Below are 20062 nucleotides of genomic sequence, written 5' to 3'. Positions count from 1 at the left end.
CATAACATGAATTTGGTATAATTTAAATAAAATTGTAATAGTTACAAAAATATTGTAACAATTTTCAAATAATCTATCTTCCTTATATAGAAAACTAGATTCACTATTAAAGATAAAAGGGCTAATCGAAATTTACGATTAGCCCTGAAATAGTATCTTAGTTTTCAATCTCATCTTAGTTGCTTATAATGAATTGCCGATTATGTTGTTCTTACTCTTTACAAGTATTCTTTTTCAAACGTTAAGGTACTGCGAACCGTATTAATGGATCGAACTATACTTTCAATTTGTTCTCGTTTTTCTTCTAAAAATGGCGGCAAGGATAATTTTTCTCCAAGAGTTTCGTATGGTTCATCCTCCATAAATCCAGGACCGTCCGTTGCAAATTCAAATAAAATATGCGGTGCCAATCTTGCATAGAGTGAACCAAAATAATAACGTTCTACATAACCTGAATTGGGTATATTAAATGCCTGCAAACGTTTTTGCCAATCCTTCAGCTCTGAGCGGTCATTCACGCGAAATGCCACATGGTGAACTGTACCAAAGCCTTGCTGTGCCTGTGGAAGAGTTGTATTGTGTTCTACAATAACCTGTGCTCCATTGCCTCCTTCGCCCATTTCAAACAAATGATAAGATTCATGGCTGTCTAACACTCTAAACAACAAAACCTCTTCCATAAGTTTTTTTAAATAATCGAAATTAGAGGTACGAATAAATATTGGACCCAATCCTGTAATAGCATATTCCAATGGGACAGGCCCCTTTTGCCAAGGCGTTCCGGAAGCTACTCCCTCATTACTCTGATCAGAAATTAGTTGATATGACTGATCATCAAAATCAGTAAAGGACACTGTTTTTTTGCCGAACCATTCTTGAATTCCTGTATGTTTAACTTCGTATTTATCAAACCGTTTAATCCAATAGTCTAGAGCTGCGTCACTTGGAACTCGGAAAGATGTTTTCGAAATTTCATTGTTCCCGTGAATTCCCTTTGAAATACTAGGGAAATCAAAGAAAGTCATATCTGTACCCGGGGAGCCGACATCATCTGAAAAAAATAAATGATACGTTTTAATATCATCCTGGTTGACGGTTTTCTTCACTAAGCGTATACCAAGAACCCCTGTAAAGAATTCATAAATTTTTTCTGCACTGCTCGTAATGGCAGTCACATGGTGCAATCCTTTTAATTCATTCAATATCATATCTATACCCCCGTTAACTATTTATCTCGAATTCGAGATATTGGATAAAAAAAGAGCGGAATCACTCATAAATTACCCTCTTTAGAAGACATTATCCTTCTTTATTTCCCCTTAGAAGAACGATTAAACTTATGCTGCCGGGTTAATCTCTAATTCTATTTCTATTTTAATATCTTTACCAATTAAAACGCCGCCCGTTTCAAGTGCTGCATTATAAGTAAGACCAAAATCTTCTCGGTTAATCTTCGCGTCCCCTTCAAAACCGTATACTTCAACTCCCCAAGGATTTTTGCCTTTTCCGCCAAATTCGACATCGAATGTAACTGACTTTGTTACATCCTTAATAGTCAGATCACCAGTTACTTTATAGTCATCCCCAGATCTTGTAATGCTTGTAGATTTAAATTCGATTGTAGGATATGCTTCCACATCAAAAAATTCAGCAGATTTCAAGTGTGTATCACGATCTTCTGAAAAAGTGTTAATACTTGCTGGATCAAATTGAAATGCAATTTGAGCTGTTGTCAAATCTGTTAAATCCGCGGCTTCAATATCTGCTGTATACGTATCAAATTTTCCTTTTACCTTTGATACCATCATATGTTTCACTGCAAAGCCAATTGTTGAATGAGACTGGTCAACTATCCATTTTGCCATTGTTATTCCTCCAATACTTTTATTTCGAATTCGAGACTTTATGTAAAATGCAATATATCTCGAATTCAAAATTTTTTAATTAAGGATAAATTTAACACGAGTACATTTTCTTGTCAATTTATTCAGGATTTTTTACCAATGTGGATATGGATCAGTTTATGCCAGATCTCTAAACAATATGATTACTCACAATGTAATCTGAAATGTAAGATGTGATCACATATTGATCATAAATCTGAAAGCGCCAAAAAGATCCTACTGCAGATTGTTAATTCAGTATAAAACCTTCAATTGCTACATACATGGCAAACAAAAATCCACCTAGACTCACCCAACTAAAAAGTTTTCGTCCTTTTTGATATTCTTCTAATCCGATGATTAACATCATTAACCCTAAGAAAAAAATCATAAATGGTTGGTACGCAAAGCTTCTTGTAATAAATCCGTATAATACAAATATTAAAACTACCGTTGAAAAAACATAGCGTAAAATTTTCAGCATGATTCCATACTCCTTATATCCTAGTAACAACCTATTACTATAGCTTTTCGACTCCTAATGCCGTTAATCCTTTTTTATTCTATACAGTTCTTAAAGATGTAAAACTTTATTTAATCAGAAAGCAGAACCTTTTCATTTTCAAATATTTCACATCTTAAATAATTATGTATCACAGGATGATTTTATTTACTATTTTCTTGGTGGCCAGTAGTGAAATAGGTATTCAGAGGATAATAAATCGGGAACTGCCTATCAATGAATATTTATCAATAGTTGAATTTAGATAGAATAAACTACCCCGCTGTATGAAACCATCACTAATAACCAGTTAATCTAACCACCGCTTATATTATTTTGAAATAATAAAATTCGGTATATGAATTACTAAAAAAATACAATCCACTTCCCAATTTAGTGCATGTTTACCCTGCTATAAATGTAAGGGGATACATTTTTAATAGATTTATATACTGATTCATCCTTGATATAGTAAGGTTTCATTTTTACCCCCATGCATAAAACTCCTAATACATAAAAAGATCAATTATAAAAATATTGTCACAAAAAAAACAAATTACTTACACAAGAAGAAATATTTTGTTATAGTGAAAAACAGACTGACTGGTTAGTATGGTGGAGGTGTACTAACAGGAGGGATACAAAATTGCTGATTATTTACGAATGCAATGGACTATCCCGCCAAAAGGATATACAGGTGTTGGATCCTACGAAACAAGCATAAAAATAGCAAAGTTTCGTTCTCTCACCATTTGAAAGAAGTATGATTCTACTTGCGAATACTGGATTTATCTCAAATTATCAATAATTAATGCCCAAGTGGAATGATTAAAAACGAATCAATGACTAAAAAAACATAGAGACAATGACTTGCTTTACAGTTAGCAAATATAGGTGAGTGAAAATTCGCCCTAATGTAGTTTTAGTATGTATGTTTACAAGAGTCTGATTTTAATTGAGAAAATTTTATAATCAAAGGTTTTATCGAATCTTTTTTCGGAAGATTCTGTATTCTTCTATTTCTTTAGTGATTAGGCTTCCAATGAAGATGGATTTTTGCTCTACAAATGCGTTTCTCCCTGAGAGCAATCTCGAATTTACAAATAATTTATTTTTAGAGGAGTTATAACAAGTGAATAAACAAATACAAATCAAAACGGGACCGATAATGGCTGCCCTCTTGGTAGCAGGATTTGTCGGGCTTTTTAGTGAAACAGCTTTAAATATAGCATTAGGACAATTAAGCCAAATTTTTAGTGTGGATGCAACAACCATTCAGTGGTTGGCAACAGGCTACTTTTTAACACTTGGTATTTTAGTACCAGTTACAGGTATTTTAATGCAAAAATTCACGACACGCCAAATGTTCATGGCAGCTTTATTTTTCTCTCTTATAGGGACAGTTTTAGCTGCTTTAGCACCCACATTTAGCGTACTTTTAACAGCACGTATTATTCAAGCAGCTGGGTTGGCTATCATTTTACCTTTAACACAAAGTGTTATTTTCACGATTTTCCCGCCAAATAAACGTGGAGCTGCAATGGGAACAATGGGATTAGTTATTTTAGCTGGACCAGCTTTTGGACCAACCTTAGCAGGCATGATTTTAGACACCTTATCTTGGCATTGGATTTTCTGGTTCACCATTCCATTCTTATTAATTTCACTAATCATTGGCTATATCTATATACCGAATGTTAATGAAATCCGTAATGTCTCAATTGATATTTTATCTGTAGTATTATCTACAATTGGTTTTGGTGGTGTTGTATACGGTGTAAGTGTCGGTGGAGAGCTTGGCTGGACAAATGCAACCGTATTAGGAACAATTATTATCGGCTTAATCGCATTACTATTCTTCTGTATCCGTCAAAATAAGATGGAACACCCAATGTTAAACTTAAAAGCATTTAGATACCCAATGTTCGTTTTAGGTCTTGCTATGAATATTATTACCTTCCTCAACATGCTTTCCATGCTTGTTGTTTTACCAATGTATATGCAAATGGCCCTTATCGTTTCAGCATTTGTAACAGGATTAATGATGCTTCCGGGGAGTTTAATCAACTGTGTACTTGCGCCGATAATTGGTAAATTATTTGACAAATATGGACCACGTGCCGTGATTACTCCAGGTACAATTCTTGTTGTCATTGGATATGGACTTTATGCATCATACGGAACAGATACCGCTCTTTGGATTATGGTATTGACACATATCGTGATGATGTTAGGTGTTGGTATGGTCTTAGCATCCGTACAAACAAATACACTGAATGCATTACCTAGACAATATTATCCAGATGGTATTGCAATTACACAAACGTCTCAGCAAGTAGCCGGAGCTATAGGTATTGCGGTAATGGTATCTCTATTCTCTATGAAACAAGCTGATTACTTATCCGGTGCAGCCAATGATTTAACTGCAGCTGCAGCTACTGGTTCAGCATTTGTATTTAAGATCAGTTTAATTTTAGCTATCATAAATGTCGTTCTTTCATTCTTCTTGAAAAAAACACAGTAAACTGGGAAGATTGAGAGAAAACGAAACCAAATAGAGTGAAATAAATAAAGCTAACACCCTAAATCCTCTGCGATTCTAGTTGGTGTTAGCTTTGTTTTTATTTATCTATGCCCCTCTTTACGGGCTTGTATATATCCATATTAGACGCACGTTCCATTTTGGGACAAGTCTTTGACTTCAAATCCGCACTTTTCATAGAAACTGAAATTATCAGCGGACGTATGCGCGAACCAATCTCCATGAGGAAGCTTTTGTACACATAGTTCAACTAATTTTTTACCGATCCCCTTTCCTCGATATTCGGTTAAAACGACTAAATCCATTATAGTAGCGGCCATTATTTTGTCTGAAATAACCCGAACCATTCCAATCATTCGGCTAGAATCCCATACAGTATAAGCCCAGGTGGAGTTTTCAAATATTAATGAAAACTTTTCTTTCTGCCAATCTGGTGTGTTTCTCGCCCATCCTGCATCTGTAAAAAGAGTTTCTACACTTTCAGCTGGAACTCCTTCTGTCCCTTCCCGGATGACTAAGCCGTTAAAATATTGGTACATATCGTCTCCTCCTTGTATCCAGATATCTTTTATATCATAATACCAGAATTTAACTTATCCATATCCATAAAAAAGAGACTCCCAAAAAAAGATAAATCTTTTGGCGGAGTCTCCTGATTATTAAATCCATTTAATTCAATTAGACATGTTCTTCCTCTTATGTTGGTTGTACTTAAGAAATTTTCATGAATTTAATTTTTACCATCAAATTCGGAACGGGAAATATGATCATCGTCAAAATCATCATCTATTTCTATAGTGCCTGTTCTACCTTTTACAGTGATTGTTTTCAAAAGATTTTCTGAAGTTTTAATTTCAACACCGTATTCGAATTCAGAACGGGAAATACGGTCATCCTCCAAATTGAATTCTTTTTGAACACTGATAACTTCTCCATCAATTTGCTTCAAAGCTATTTCTTTAATTTGTGCTTCTGTATAGTTGTCATTCTTATTTGCATAGTAATAACCCATTCCAACATAACCGCCTACAATGGCGATCCCAAGAACAATTATGGCAATAAAGCCACCGATTATTTTCTTTTTATTTTCTACTACCATGTTTTTGTATTTTGTTAACATAGCTATCTCTCCTTTTTATCGTTTATATACAATTTCCTTTTCTAGTTAATCTTCAAACTGGTCTAATTGGTCAATAAAATTGATTAGAATTTTTAATTTACGAAGAACATAAGACCATTTGACCAGAACAGGAACCAATTATCATTCCATTAATTTTGACGCCTCTCCTCCTGTCTTTTATTCTTTTCCTTGATCTTGACTTCATCATAATGGGTAAACATTAAAGGAACATTAATGAATAAAAATGATTTTCTCATCTTTTTTTAATAAACGTGAATTATAGTAAAATATATTAAATAAGAAGAAAAGGAGACTAAACATGCGGATTCTCATAGTCGAAGATGAAAAAGATTTACAAAACGTTCTTGCAAACCGTTTAAAAGTGGAAAATTACAGTGTGGACGCATGTGGAAATGGGTCTGATGCACTCGATTATATTTCCATGGCTTCTTATGATTTGATTGTGTTAGATATAATGATTCCAGAAGTAAATGGACTGGAAGTTTTGCAGCATATAAGAGAAGAAGGGAATCGTACTCCTGTTTTATTGTTAACCGCAAAAGATACGATTGAAGATCGGGTCAAAGGACTGGATTTAGGCGCAGATGATTATTTAATCAAACCATTTGCCTTCGATGAACTACTGGCCAGGATACGGGTGTTAATGCGCCGGCAATCAGGTAACACATCCAACGTTTATGAAATAGGCGATTTAGTAGTGGACTGTAATACCCATAAGGTAACGCGACAGGGTAAAAATATTGACCTTTCCAGCAAGGAGTTTGCAATTTTGGAATATATGATTCGCAATAAAGATATTGTATTGTCTCGAGATAATATTGAACAGCATGTTTGGAATTATGATTATGAAGGCGGCTCAAATATCGTTGATGTTTATATTCGTTATCTAAGAAAGAAGATAGACAATGATTTTGAAATCAAGCTTATCCATACCATAAGAGGATCTGGCTACGTATTGAGGATAGAGTCATGAAAAAATTATCTATTAAAATGAAGATCACTCTCTGGTATACGGGCCTGATTGTGATTATTATGGCTATGGTATTAAGTATTATTTTGGCCTCTTCCGATAAAATTCTTCTGTTAAATATCCAGGACCAACTCGAGGAATCAGTAAAAGAAGGTTTTAGAGATATAGATTATAAAAATGGACATTTAGAGGTAGATAATGATTTTGAGTATTATGATGATGGGGTCACTCTTTTAATTTACGATAAAAATGGTGCTTTACTGGAAGGCAATGTTCCATCTGGATTTAACGGAGACACACCAATGAATAAGGATGGACTTCAAACCATTGAACAGAATGGACAGGAATGGCTATTATATGATCACCCATATAAAAAATTTAATGATGAGATATGGATTCGAGGCGTTTATCAATTAAATCAATTATCGTCAGCCATGAACACCATTTTACTTGTGACGCTAATTGCTTTTCCATTCCTTATTATTGTAGCAGCTACCGGCGGATATTCTATTACAAAAAGAGCGTTTCGTCCCGTACAAAAAATGATTGATACAGTCAGCGAAATTAACGACGGACAAGATTTATCAAAACGTATTAACCTTAAGGGATCAAATGATGAAATTCATGCTTTGGCACAGACCTTTGATCGAATGTTCGATAGATTACAATCTTCATTTGAGAATGAAAAACAATTTACTTCTGATGCCTCTCATGAATTAAGGACACCTACTTCTGTCATCATCTCTCAATCTGAATACGCCTTATCTCAAATTGATGATTCAAAAGAAGTAAAGGAATCCCTTGAGGTCATTCTAAAACAATCCCAAAAAATGTCCTCTCTCATTTCGCAATTACTTTTACTGGCCAGAGTTGATCAGCAGAATATGGACCATTTTCTATTTGAAAGGCTTAATATTAGTGAGTTAACAGAAATGATAGCAGAAGAATTAACCTATATGGCTGATAAAGCTGATATTGAGATAATTACAGACCTAGAGGATAATCTTTTTATAAAAGCAGATCAAACGTTAATCATGAGATTACTTATGAACCTGATTACGAATGCGGTTGCTTATGGAAGGCCTGGCGGATATGTAAAGATTAAATTATATCAGCAGGGTAATCATGTGATAGGTGAGATTTCGGATAATGGAATTGGCATTAGTGCAGAACATATAAATAAAATATGGGATCGTTTTTATCGCGTCGATCCTTCTCGTACCTCAACTGCTAACGGCAATACAGGTCTTGGCTTGTCGATCGTAAAATGGATTGTCAGTCTGCACGGCGGCACCATTGATGTATCAAGTGAATTAGATAAAGGAAGTACCTTTAAGTTTCGTTTACCTATAGGCTATTAAAGAGTTTAATTAGAGGATATTATTCTAGGCACCTACACCAGTATGATAGGTGCCTTTTAAGGTTTAACAAACAAAACGAATGGCACGGCAATGCGAGTAATTATTCAACAGGCATCAACTCGTCATCTGTCATCCATTTGTGATTAGTTACTTCTTCCCCACCTGTTGTTGGTTTGTAATCAATCATATAAACAGTCGTTTCTTGAGCTGATTCAATTTTTACAGTGGTCCCCTTCATTCCATCCATATGAGAGGCAGTCGTAATTGCTTCTGCACCTGGCTGTAAAGATTCCTCTCCACTATCCTTTATTTCTTCATGAATAATCCACTTATGATTTTTCACCCTTTCGCCACCTGTAGCCGGATTGTAAGAAATGCTGTATGCCGTTGTGTCATAAGCTCCGATGATGGTAGCTTCAGCACTTTTCATACCTTCCAAAGGATTGCACCGCTCCCTACTTCAAAAGTAGGATTTTCAGCCACTTTTAAATCTTCCGGAACCTCACCAGAACCTGAATGATTCATTCCCTCCATATCATGAGATTGTGTATCATGTTGCAATTCTTTATTATTAGTATCCTCAGTTTGGTCTTCCTCAGTTGTTTGAGAGCAAGCACCCAGCACAAGAATACATACCGTTAGCAGAGATAAGAGAGAAAGTCTTTTTAACATATCTTGTCCTCCTTTTATGATAAACAGCAATTGTGTTCTTTATTGCATTACCCTTTTGTTGTATGGTCTACCATATTTTTGTATTTACCTTTACCTCTTCTATCATATTATCTGCTAATTTTTATGGTTTAAATGACTAATAGATTCATAAATCTGCTCATACATTTAGAAGACTGTTTAAAAATAAACAAATTAACCCTCTATTTTTTCTCGTATCTTAATTGAATTTTTATATAAAACGTTAACCAACTATAATGGTTGTCACATCCCCTATATCATTCACAATTTTTTCATTTTTAAAGGAGATTATTACGGGAATTTAAATAATGAAGCACCTTAGACTAATACGGAGGAGTTGAGCCAGCATGAATACCATACAACATTACTTCCTGATCTTTCGACTTATTCTTTTTTCCCCGTTTTATTGGATTGCTGCAGGAATTACACGTATCCTTTCATGGATCTGTCAATTCATTGCCTATTTCCCCATGATATATATTGTATTAATATGGCTCATTACTATTATTGGTGCAATTTATGAACGTTCATTTTCTATTGAAATGTTAATGGAAGGTATTTTAATATCAGCAATCGTCTACTTCATTCTTAGTATATTCAGTGGCTTGATTAATATAGTGCTGAATGCATTCTTTACCGTTTTCTTATCTATTAGTAACATTTTTGCGAAGTTAAGCGGTCGGACAATAGAGACTATATAACTTATTCAACCTTGCTCAAACTCCTGACTGGGTTTGAGCTTTTCATTCTTTTAGATTGTCTATACTCAACATGCTCCTTTGCTCATTCCGTTTCAGTATTTCAGCCATTACAAAAGCTCCTATTCCAAGGATGCTAAACAAAATTGCTAATGTAAAATACGCTGTAGCCATTCCGACATTCACCGATAAATTCTGCACATCATATAAATTATATGCATTAACAGCCTTCTCCTCATTGAATATTTCTTCATATCCTTGGTCTATCATTTCCTCTTTACTATAGGGACTTTCATACACATATAATTTATACAACCCTGCACCTAAAGTAATAACGGTAAATAATAGTGCAATAATCACAACAATCTTTAATATAAATGGAAAATTCATTTTACTATTACTTCGTTCCTCAATCATGATAACCTCATTTTTTTCCATTTCGTCTCACCCCTTACTAGTTTTCAGTTGTTCTTCATTCAAAGTAATTCTACAAAAGTATTAAAAACACCTTTAACAATCAGAGATATCCGTCTTTAATCAAATCGTAGAAAACTTAATATACGAGTTTCTTCTATATATAATACCTATCTATAGAAGAAAGCCAGATTCACATTGGAATCTGGCTTTTTCATTAAGATAGTCTATTTTTAAAATCCATATAATTAAATTTATGCAAAATGCGGCATTCACCATTCTTGTCCTGTACAGCAATTGTCGGCAGGGCCATTCCGTTAAATGTATTGTTTTTAACCATCGAATAAATCGCCATATCCCCAAAAACCAATCGGTCATTACTTTTTAACGGCTGATCGAATGAATAATCTCCAATAATATCCCCTGTTAAGCAGGTTGGACCGCCTAATCTGTACGTATGGGCCTTTTCACCGGGTTCACCACTACCAAGAAGCGGAGGGCGATATGGCATTTCCAACACATCCGGCATATGACAGGAAGCAGAAGTATCGAGGATAGCAATTTCCACATCATTCTTTAATGTATCAAGAACCGTTGTCACAAGAAATCCGGCATTAAGAGCAATTGCTTCACCCGGCTCAAGATAAACCTCCAAATCATATGTCTTCTGAATACGGGTAATACAGTCCTCCAGCAGGCCTATATTATACCCATCTCTTGTAATATGGTGGCCACCGCCAAAATTAATCCATTTCATTTGCGGCAGCCATTTTCCAAATTTCTCTTCGACAGCATTGAGGGTTTGTGCCAAGGCATCCGAATCCTGTTCACAAAGCGTATGGAAATGTAATCCCGATACACCTTCCAGCAAATCTGGACGAAATTCATCAGCCGTTATACCAAATCTTGATCCTCTAGTGCATGGATCATAGATTTCATGGCCCTCTTGAGTCGAACATTCTGGATTAATACGGAGGCCTATGCTTTTACCTGCCTGGAGTACTTTATCCCCAAATCTCTCAAGCTGTGAAAAAGAATTGAAGATAATATGATCACAAATAGAGATAATTTCATCTATCTCATCTTCGCGGTAGGCTGGGGAAAACACATGATTTTCCTTTCCCATCTCCTCATAGCCAAGCTTAGCTTCATACAATCCGCTCGCAGCAGTCCCACTCAAATACTGACCGATTAACGGATACATTGCATGCATAGAAAATGCTTTTTGTGCCAGGATAATTTTACATCCGGTTCGACCCATTACACCCTTTAAAATTTTTAGGTTTTTCTCGAGTAGACCTTCATCTACCACATAAGATGGTGTTGGTAATTGATCAAAGCGCATCTTAGTCTACTAACTCCGGATCAAAGCTTTCTTTCCAAGGAAGTCCCCATTTATTCAATGCTTCCATGAACGGATCTGGATCAAATTCCTCAATATTGTAAACACCAGGCTTGTTCCAATTTCCGTTCATAACCATCATCGCACCAATCATTGCAGGAACCCCTGTTGTATAAGCAACCGCCTGTGATCCCACTTCTTTGTAACACGCTTCATGATCACAAACATTGTATACATAATAAGTTTTATCTTTTCCATCTTTTTTACCGCGGAAAATACAGCCAATATTCGTTTTTCCTTTTGTACGCGGACCAAGTGAAGAAGGGTCTGGAAGTACTGCTTTTAAAAATTGAAGAGGTATGATTTCTTTCCCTTCAAATTCGATTGGCTCAATAGATGTCATCCCAACATTTTCTAGACATTTTAAATGAGTGAGATAACTTTGCCCAAATGTCATAAAGAAACGAATCCGCTTAATGCCAGGAATATTCAAAGCAAGTGATTCAATTTCTTCATGATGTAATAGATACATATCTTTGTCACCGATCTCAGGGAAATTGTACGTACGTTTAATTTCCATTGGCTCTGTTTCTACCCATTGGCCATTTTCCCAATAGGAGCCATTTGCTGTTACTTCACGGATATTTATTTCAGGATTAAAGTTTGTTGCAAAAGGATAACCATGGTCACCTGCATTACAGTCTAAAATATCAATGTATTCAATTTCATCAAAATGATGTTTTAAGGCATGGGCTGAGAATACTCCTGTAACGCCAGGATCAAATCCGCTTCCTAATAATGCAGTAATACCCACTTCTTCAAAGCGCTCACGGTAATCCCATTGCCATTTATATTCAAACTTCGCTGTATCTTCAGGCTCATAATTAGCTGTATCCATATAATGAGTTTTAGTTGCAAGACAGGCATCCATAATCGTTAAATCCTGATATGGTAAGGCAAGGTTCATGACTATATCTGGTTTCACTTCTTCTATTAAAGCAATTAGCTCATCCACATTGTTTGCATCCACCTGAGCCGTTGTAATTTTTGTCTTACCGCCGTCAAGCTTAGCTTTTAAATCATCACATTTGGACTTAGTACGACTTGCAATACAAATCTCTTCAAATACCTCACTGTTTTGTACACATTTGTTTATTGCCACAGAGGCTACTCCGCCACAACCAATAATCAGTGCTTTTCCCATTTTTCATATCTCCAATCCATTATTTATTTATCTAACAAACTTCTTTCTGCTTGTTTTAAACACTAGAAGATTTTCATGGAATATCTTCCACGTCCCTCAGCAGCTCCTCCACATACGTTGGCAAAGCAAAGGAACCACGGTGTAAATTAGGATTGTAATAGCGTGTTTTAATACCTAACTGTTTCCAAGCCTCTTGATTTAAATCTGCAAGAGGTTGATATTTTTTGGATGCAAATCCAAACAACCAGTGGCCGGACGGGTAGGATGGAATATGTGCCTGATATACCCTGCTAATTGGGAAACAGTCGATAATCCGTTGGTGCGCCCTCTGCATCGCTGCCCTGTCTTCTGCATAAAACGGACTCTCATGCTGATTTACCATAATTCCATCTTCATGTAAGGCCTTGTAGCAATTACCGTAAAATTCTTTCGTAAACAAGCCTTCACCCGGTCCGAATGGGTCGGTTGAATCCACGATGATCAAATCATATTGATTTTCACAGGAGCGAACAAATTTCAGCCCATCCTCATAATGAATATGAACCCGTTCGTCATCAAGCTTGGAAGCTGTTAACGGCAAATAATTCTTACAGGCTTCAACTACCTTTTCGTCAATTTCCACCATGTCAATATGTTCAATCTGTTGATAACGGGTTAGCTCACGTACAACACCGCCATCCCCTGCACCAATAACCAAAACCTTCCGTGGATTTGGATGAACAGCCATAGGTACATGGGTAATCATCTCATGATAAATAAACTCATCTTTTTCAGTCATCATCATATAGCCATCCAGGGTCAAAAATCTCCCAAACTCGTTCGATTCAAAGATATCAATCCTCTGAAATTCGCTCTGTTCACTGTATAAATGCTTGTCCACCTTGATGGAAAGCTTTACTTCTGCCGTGCTACGTTCATGAAACCACAACTCCATGCTGTCACACTCCCTTTAGTACATTCAGACGTTCAATAGCAAGGTCTTCCGGTCCTGTCATGGAACAGCCTTTTGCTTTTGCATAGTCAATATACTCAATGATTTCTTTCGTGATTCTTTCACCTGGTGCGAGGATTGGAATTCCAGGAGGATAGCACATCACAAACTCACTGCACACTCGACCCTCTGTATCTCGCAGACTCAATGATTCTTTATCTGCATAGAATGCCTCCTGCGGTGTAATCACAACCTCCGGGTCAATATATTCTTGTGTAATCAGACCTGATTTATCAGTCGAATAACGACGACGTATTTCTGATAGGGCACTGATCAGACGTTCGACATCTCTTTTACGATCACCAACAGATACATAGGCCAAAATATTGCCTATATCTCCAAATTCAATTTGGATATCATACTCATCTCGCAATAAGTCATATACCTCAATTCCCGCTAGTCCAATATCTAATGTATGTACCGAGAGCTTAGTTACATCAAAATCAAATATGCTATCTCCATTCACCAATTCTCTTGAAAAGGCATAATAGTTACCAATTTGATTGATTTCGTTCCGAACATATTCTGCAAGATTAATAACATCATCGAAAATCCGCTCTCCATTTAACGCTAGATTTCTTCGAGAAAGATCTAAGCTTGAAAGCAGCAAATACGATCCGCTTGTCGTTTGTGTCAGATTAACAATTTGCCTTGCATAACCGACATTCACAGAAGGTCCCATTAACATAAATGAGCTTTGCGTTAAACTCCCCCCGGATTTATGCATGCTGACTGAAGCCATATCTGCACCAGCAGCCATGGCAGTCACGGGAAGGTTTTTTCCAAAGTATAAATGTGCTCCGTGTGCTTCATCTGCAAGAACAAGCATATTATGCTGATGGGCAAGTTTCACAATCCCTCGTAAATCTGAGCAGATTCCGTAATAGGTTGGATTATTGACCAAAATGGCTTTAGCCTCTGGGTTTTCTTTAATCGCTTTTTCCACCTGGTTGAGAGACATACCAAGCGCAATTCCTAGATTTTTATCCATTTCCGGATTTACATATACCGGCACGGCACCACATAGAACAAGTGCGTTAATGACACTGCGATGAACATTTCGGGGAAGAATAATTTTATCTCCCGCTTTACAAGCTGTCAGGACCATCCCCTGTACGGCAGATGTCGTTCCATTCACCATAAAAAATGCATGTGCAGCACCAAATGCCTCAGCTGCTAATTCTTCTGCTTCTTTAATGACGGATACCGGATGACAGAGATTATCTAGCGGCTTCATCGAGTTAACATCCACACTAACCGCTTGCTCACCCAAAAAAGCTGTCAATTCAGGATTACCTCTCCCGCGTTTATGGCCGGGTACATCAAAAGGAACAATTCGTTTTTTCTTGAACTCTTCCAAAGCTTCATAAATAGGAGCCCGCCCCTGCGAAAGACGAAATAATCTTTCTTGTTCAATCATCACAAAACTTCCTCTCGCTGAAAATTCTCCCACTTCCCTTTCCATCTGGTTTAAATCGTAAGAATTTATGGGGTGATTTTTATTAATTGATAAAGTTAAAAGACAACAAAAAAGCAAGTGTACGCGCATTTCATTGCACATCACTTGCTTGTAGATATTATTATCCTATTAAAAAGCATATACAAATACAGACATATTGCCACGCATAAAATCAAATGAATTTTATGTCTGAAAAGCTTTTTAATATTCAACATACCTAAAAAGGAGATCAGAGTCTATATAGCAAATAAATACTTTTACCACTCTTATTGACCGTTTCACAAGTTTTGCACGATTTATGTCGTACTGGTTATAAAGTAACCAACTTATAAAATTTGAGCTTCTAACTCAATCAATAGGGCAACTAATGTTGCCTGTCGGCATTTGACCCGGCTGTCCGTATGGCCTTAACTTCCCGTGGGCAAGTGGTCAATTTTTATCTGCTTGGAAAGACTCTAACTATTTGAATATTTGCTTTCCAAAATAACAACGTCCTAATATTATCAGTTTATGGAAAAATTAGCAATAGATACATTTACTTTTTATACCTTTAAAACCTAAATAAACCATTCTATCTATGTATAATTATTTATTTTTATCAAAAATATTCATGATTCTCTATGGGTCATTGGAATGATTTTACACAAAAAACGACCATTTATCATTTAATAAGAGGAGATCGTGAGGGATGGAATATCATGATTAGATCAAACTGTTGAGGATCTAGACGATGAAGTAAACTAAATTGATGAGAAAAAAAGTTACAGCCCCTATTAAATATGGTTTTCCCAATATATCAAATTCTTTATTGTCGAGTGTCCAGTATAACTCTTGTCTAACCCAATAATTATTAGTGGTTGGTTCAGTATATTCCTTTGGGCCCACTCCTATCATTAAGAAAAAACACAAAACAAAGATACTGAATATAAAACTAAATTCGTTAATCTCTACTTTAAAATAACCCGACAGATAATAAACCAAGATATACTCAATTAAAATAGTAATGATAGCTAAAACTGCGCCATAAGCCATTCTCTTAATAAGAGAAATTTTCATATCTTCAGAGGTAATCGCATTTCCTTTTAGGCTTTCAACATACTCGGCTTGCTTTGTAAAAAGGACCACAAAACAAAAAATCCCAATAATAATGAAGATATTAACTATAATCTTGCTTAACTGAAACTCCAGAATTCCTAGCATATATCTCCTCCATTCATACACACAATCACTCATTATTTAAAGTCAGTAAACAGAAGAATAAATAGAGAATGATTATATATCTCCAATCAATTATATCATTATATGGAAATATATTGAATTTAAAACATTTTCTCTGCTCCCCTATAGCTTTTTCATTTATATGATTTAACCAATATGTATATCCCAAATTTAAGAGATTTAACTTCAACCACCAACCAAAAATATTATTTTATTCTTTTTAAGCAGAAAGGTTACTTTTTAATTCATTTTTCTGTATAATCCACATATAGAGTACAACTGTATTTATAAGGAGGACACCATGAAACAATTCGGTATATTACCCAAAATTATATTCGCTATTATTCTCGGTATTGGTATAGGAATGATTGCTCCAGCCTGGATGCTTCGTATTTTCACTACTTTCAACGGGCTTTTTAGCAGCTTTTTAGAATTTATCATTCCCTTTATTATCATTGGTTTTATTGCTTCAGGAATTGGAATGATGGGCAAAGGTGCCGGTAAAATGCTCGGTATCACAACTGGCTTAGCGTATGCTTCTACAATAATGGCTGGCTTAATTGCTTTTTTCGTTGCCAAAGCATTGTATCCAATTATATTAAAAAACCAGACTGCTCAAAGCTTTGCAAATCCTGAGGAAGCTTTACTCTCTCCATATTTTACAATTGAGATGCCTGCTGTAATGGGTGTTATGACGGCTTTGCTTGTAGCCTTCACAATTGGTGTAGGGATGGCGTCTATCAAAGGAGAAGCACTTCTTAATGTAATGGAAGAATTCAAAGAGATTGTCGTGAAGGTAATTAATACGATTATTATCCCTCTTTTACCATTTCACATCTTTGGTATATTCGCAAACATGACTCAGGGCGGTCAAATTGCGTCTATCTTAAGCGTATTTGCTAAAGTATTTGTGATGATCATTGCTTTACATTTGTTTATGTTAGTCATACAGTATACAGTTGCGGGTGCAGCTTCTAAGAAAAATCCATTTAAAATGCTTAAGACTATGTTACCAGCGTATTTTACAGCTTTAGGAACTCAGTCTTCCGCATCAACGATTCCTGTTACTGTGGATCGGACTAAAAAAATGGGTGTGAAAGAAAAGATAGCAAACTTCACTGTTCCACTATTAGCAACTATCCATTTATCTGGAAGTACAATTACCCTCGTCAGCTGTACGATGGCAGTTATGCTGTTACAGGGTACGGATGCTAGCATCACACAAATGCTACCATTTATTTTAATGCTTGGTGTCACAATGATCGCCGCGCCAGGAGTTCCAGGAGGAGCTGTTATGGCTGCACTTGGTTTATTAGAATCCATGCTCGGTTTCTCTGATAACATGCTTTCCCTCATGATCGCATTATACCTAGCTCAGGATAGCTTCGGAACAGCATGCAATGTAACAGGCGATGGCGCTATCTCAGCACTTACGGAGCGATTTGTTCCTAAAACCAGCAAAGAAATAATTCAAAATAAACAAATAGAAAATTTAATTTAAATACAAAAATAAGATAGATATACAAAAATGGTGTCCGTATAGAGATTTCAGTCAAAAAACAATAAATCAAAAAGGGAGACATGTTGTTAACTCAACATGTCTCCCTTTTTTGATTAAATATAACCAGTTCAACAAGGACCTATGTGTCAGTCCATATCTTGTTATTTTCACAGAAAAATATCTGCAAACCTCATACTTTTTTCACTTTAGTTCAATGATTTTAATAAACAACTCACCTTATCTAAAAAAACACAAATACATCCTCATTTATAATTTACTTCTGTCCTTATTAAGAATCCTTTATTTATTCCTTATTAATTATATAAAAATAATAAAATAGCTAATTTTTTGTTTATTTCTATAAGTAAATATATTAATATTTTTATATTATTATAACTACCACAACAAATTATTTATCACAAATATTAGGAGAAAGTCTTGCATGAGAAACTCATTGACACAAAAAATCGTATTAATTTTTATTACATTTGGTTTGGTTTTATTTGGAACAACTGATTTATACACAAAAGTAGACGCAGCAACCGTTTCTTCTTCCACACTCTATCAAACGACAGCTAATGTCAATTTAAGAGCCGGTTCGTCCAATAAGCATAAAGTAATCCTAACCATTCCGAAAGGGAAAAATGTGACCTATCTCTCCAAATCCGGAAGTTGGTTTAAGGTTAAATACGCTAATAAGACAGGCTTTGTGAGCTCTTCTTATTTAAAGAAGCTAACAGCTAATTCTCAGACTAGTACCCAAGCTACCGTTACATATCAAACAACGGCTAATATCAATTTAAGGACTGGTGCTTCTAATAAGCATAAAGTAATCCTAACCATTCCGAAAGGGAAAAATGTGACCTATCTCTCCAAATCCGGAAGTTGGTTTAAGGTTAAATATGCTAATAAGACAGGCTTTGTGAGCTCTTCTTATTTAAAGAAACCAACTGCTAATTCACAGGCTAGTACCCAGGCTACCGTTACATATCAAACAACGGCTAATGTCAATTTAAGGACTGGTGCTTCTAATAAGCATAAAGTAATCCTAACCATTCCGAAAGGAAAAAATGTGACTTATCTCTCCAAATCTGGAAGTTGGTTTAAGGTTAAATATGCTAATAAGACAGGCTTTGTGAGCTCTTCTTATTTAAAGAAACCAACAGCTAATTCCCAGACTAATTCACAGGCTACCGTTACATATCAAACAACGGCTAATGTCAATTTAAGGACTGGTGCTTCTAATAAACATAAAGTAATCCTAACCATTCCGAAAGGGAAAAATGTGACCTATCTCTCCAAATCCGGAAGTTGGTTTAAAGTTAAATATGCTAATAAGACAGGCTTTGTCAACTCGACATACATGAAGAAGTCTGTCATCAAAGAGACAGTACCTAATTATAAAAATGTAAGATATTATAATACGAATATTCATATCTATACAAGTAATCCTAATGCTAATTTAACAGTTTCCAAAGGAAAACCTAATGTTCTTGAACCATTGTCATCTATTAAGCTACCAAATGAACTAGCAAAGATAAACTTAGGCTTTTTTAACTCAAAAATGGAACATGGTGGTTTATTTATGGTAAATGGACAAGTAACCAGTAACCATAATCCTAAATACGTAATTATGGAATATAAAAAGACAGGGAAAATAGATATTCGTAGTATCGCAACACCATTAATAAATCTTCAAGAATTAGAAGATATGAAGGAAAATAATTATTTTGCTGTTGGTACTTCATATTCTTTAGTACAGAACGGCAAAATAAATTTAGCGCATAGTGAGTATTTCTCACACAGTAAAAGCAGGAACCCTCGAACATTGTTTGGTCAGACTAAAGATGGACGGTTTATCATGGCAGTTACAGATGGCCGAATTAATGGGAGTAGTGGTTTAACAGCAAGCCAAAGCGCTGATGTTATGATGAAATTAGGGGCAGTTGAAGCTGTAAATTTAGATGGCGGAGGATCCAGCACCCTATATATCAATGGTAATTTAATTAATAAATTAGGCGAAAGCCCAAGAAAAATTGGCAGTGCTCTCTTTATTACAAAGTAAATAGAATATACAATTATAAGATAAACTCCTAATTGAAAAATTGGGAGTTTATTTTCAACATGCTGCACACTCCCATCTATC

17 protein-coding genes and 1 pseudogene are annotated in these 20062 nt (G+C 35.6%); 6 read left to right on the top strand and 12 right to left on the bottom strand.

The features are described 5' to 3' along the window. Nucleotides 1–218: 218 nt before the first annotated feature. The 3 genes from AC4G3O_RS07665 to AC4G3O_RS07655 all read right to left on the bottom strand — a co-directional run bounded on the left by AC4G3O_RS07665 (nt 219) and on the right by AC4G3O_RS07655 (nt 2367). Entirely contained in the window at nt 219–1202 is a 984-nt protein-coding gene (locus AC4G3O_RS07665; protein WP_140461655.1) for a ring-cleaving dioxygenase, read from the bottom strand. A 135-nt stretch (nt 1203–1337) separates the two neighbouring features. Further along, complete coding sequence (locus AC4G3O_RS07660) at nt 1338–1865, bottom strand: YceI family protein (RefSeq protein WP_066101287.1); 528 nt, start codon at nt 1863–1865, stop codon at nt 1338–1340. Nucleotides 1866–2133: 268 nt separating this feature from the next. After that, on the bottom strand, nt 2134–2367 hold the full coding sequence (locus AC4G3O_RS07655) for a DUF3953 domain-containing protein (protein ID WP_066101290.1): 234 nt from the start codon (nt 2365–2367) through the stop codon (nt 2134–2136). Nucleotides 2368–3517: 1150 nt separating this feature from the next. Between AC4G3O_RS07655 and AC4G3O_RS07650 the strand changes: the two genes are divergently transcribed. Beyond that, complete coding sequence (locus AC4G3O_RS07650) at nt 3518–4909, top strand: DHA2 family efflux MFS transporter permease subunit (RefSeq protein ID WP_139891403.1); 1392 nt, start codon at nt 3518–3520, stop codon at nt 4907–4909. Nucleotides 4910–5049: 140 nt separating this feature from the next. On the opposite strand, the gene AC4G3O_RS07645 is transcribed toward AC4G3O_RS07650, so the two are convergent. Both AC4G3O_RS07645 and AC4G3O_RS07640 read right to left on the bottom strand, forming a co-directional pair. Continuing rightward, complete coding sequence (locus tag AC4G3O_RS07645; RefSeq protein WP_491136026.1) at nt 5050–5466, bottom strand: GNAT family N-acetyltransferase; 417 nt, start codon at nt 5464–5466, stop codon at nt 5050–5052. Nucleotides 5467–5657: 191 nt separating this feature from the next. Beyond that, nucleotides 5658–6047, bottom strand: coding sequence for a PepSY domain-containing protein (locus AC4G3O_RS07640; protein ID WP_491136025.1), 390 nt, complete (start codon nt 6045–6047; stop codon nt 5658–5660). Between the two features lie 319 nt (nt 6048–6366). Here AC4G3O_RS07640 and AC4G3O_RS07635 point away from each other — a divergent pair, with 319 nt between their 5' ends. Both AC4G3O_RS07635 and AC4G3O_RS07630 read left to right on the top strand, forming a co-directional pair. Continuing rightward, a complete protein-coding gene (locus AC4G3O_RS07635) occupies nt 6367–7041 on the top strand; it encodes a response regulator transcription factor (protein ID WP_139891405.1) in 675 nt (224 codons plus the stop codon). Next, complete coding sequence (locus tag AC4G3O_RS07630) at nt 7038–8399, top strand: sensor histidine kinase (RefSeq protein WP_491136024.1); 1362 nt, start codon at nt 7038–7040, stop codon at nt 8397–8399. The genes AC4G3O_RS07635 and AC4G3O_RS07630 overlap by 4 nt, the downstream gene beginning before the upstream one ends. Nucleotides 8400–8499: 100 nt before the next feature. Here the strand turns inward: AC4G3O_RS07630 and AC4G3O_RS07625 are convergent. Next, nucleotides 8500–9071: pseudogene (locus tag AC4G3O_RS07625) on the bottom strand (YdhK family protein). Nucleotides 9072–9436: 365 nt separating this feature from the next. Here AC4G3O_RS07625 and AC4G3O_RS07620 point away from each other — a divergent pair. Further along, entirely contained in the window at nt 9437–9790 is a 354-nt protein-coding gene (locus AC4G3O_RS07620; RefSeq protein WP_066101300.1) for a hypothetical protein, read from the top strand. A 42-nt stretch (nt 9791–9832) separates the two neighbouring features. Here AC4G3O_RS07620 and AC4G3O_RS07615 read toward each other — a convergent pair whose 3' ends face one another. The 6 genes from AC4G3O_RS07615 to AC4G3O_RS07590 all read right to left on the bottom strand — a co-directional run bounded on the left by AC4G3O_RS07615 (nt 9833) and on the right by AC4G3O_RS07590 (nt 16397). After that, entirely contained in the window at nt 9833–10225 is a 393-nt protein-coding gene (locus tag AC4G3O_RS07615; protein WP_491136023.1) for a hypothetical protein, read from the bottom strand. Between the two features lie 193 nt (nt 10226–10418). Beyond that, nucleotides 10419–11546 (bottom strand): carboxynorspermidine decarboxylase, encoded by a 1128-nt coding sequence (gene nspC, locus AC4G3O_RS07610; protein WP_066101306.1) that lies wholly within the window; start codon nt 11544–11546, stop codon nt 10419–10421. Between the two features lies 1 nt (nt 11547). Continuing rightward, entirely contained in the window at nt 11548–12747 is a 1200-nt protein-coding gene (locus AC4G3O_RS07605; RefSeq protein WP_066101309.1) for a saccharopine dehydrogenase family protein, read from the bottom strand. Nucleotides 12748–12820: 73 nt separating this feature from the next. Next, the gene (gene speE, locus AC4G3O_RS07600; protein WP_066101312.1) at nt 12821–13681 is read right to left on the bottom strand and encodes a polyamine aminopropyltransferase; all 861 of its coding nucleotides are present in this window, start codon (nt 13679–13681) and stop codon (nt 12821–12823) included. Between the two features lie 4 nt (nt 13682–13685). After that, complete coding sequence (locus tag AC4G3O_RS07595) at nt 13686–15158, bottom strand: aminotransferase class I/II-fold pyridoxal phosphate-dependent enzyme (protein WP_066101315.1); 1473 nt, start codon at nt 15156–15158, stop codon at nt 13686–13688. A gap of 762 nt (nt 15159–15920) precedes the next feature. Next, entirely contained in the window at nt 15921–16397 is a 477-nt protein-coding gene (locus AC4G3O_RS07590; protein ID WP_066101318.1) for a hypothetical protein, read from the bottom strand. 319 nt (nt 16398–16716) lie between these two features. Between AC4G3O_RS07590 and AC4G3O_RS07585 the strand changes: the two genes are divergently transcribed. After that, nucleotides 16717–17916: a dicarboxylate/amino acid:cation symporter gene (locus AC4G3O_RS07585; protein WP_140461166.1), complete on the top strand. Its 1200-nt coding sequence runs from the start codon at nt 16717–16719 to the stop codon at nt 17914–17916. 442 nt (nt 17917–18358) lie between these two features. Beyond that, complete coding sequence (locus AC4G3O_RS07580) at nt 18359–19981, top strand: SH3 domain-containing protein (RefSeq protein WP_066101322.1); 1623 nt, start codon at nt 18359–18361, stop codon at nt 19979–19981. The last annotated feature ends 81 nt before the right edge of the window (nt 19982–20062 follow it).

This window comes from Bacillus sp. z14 (2026) (assembly GCF_058313575.1).
This window is presented reverse-complemented; position numbering and strand designations above follow the sequence as displayed.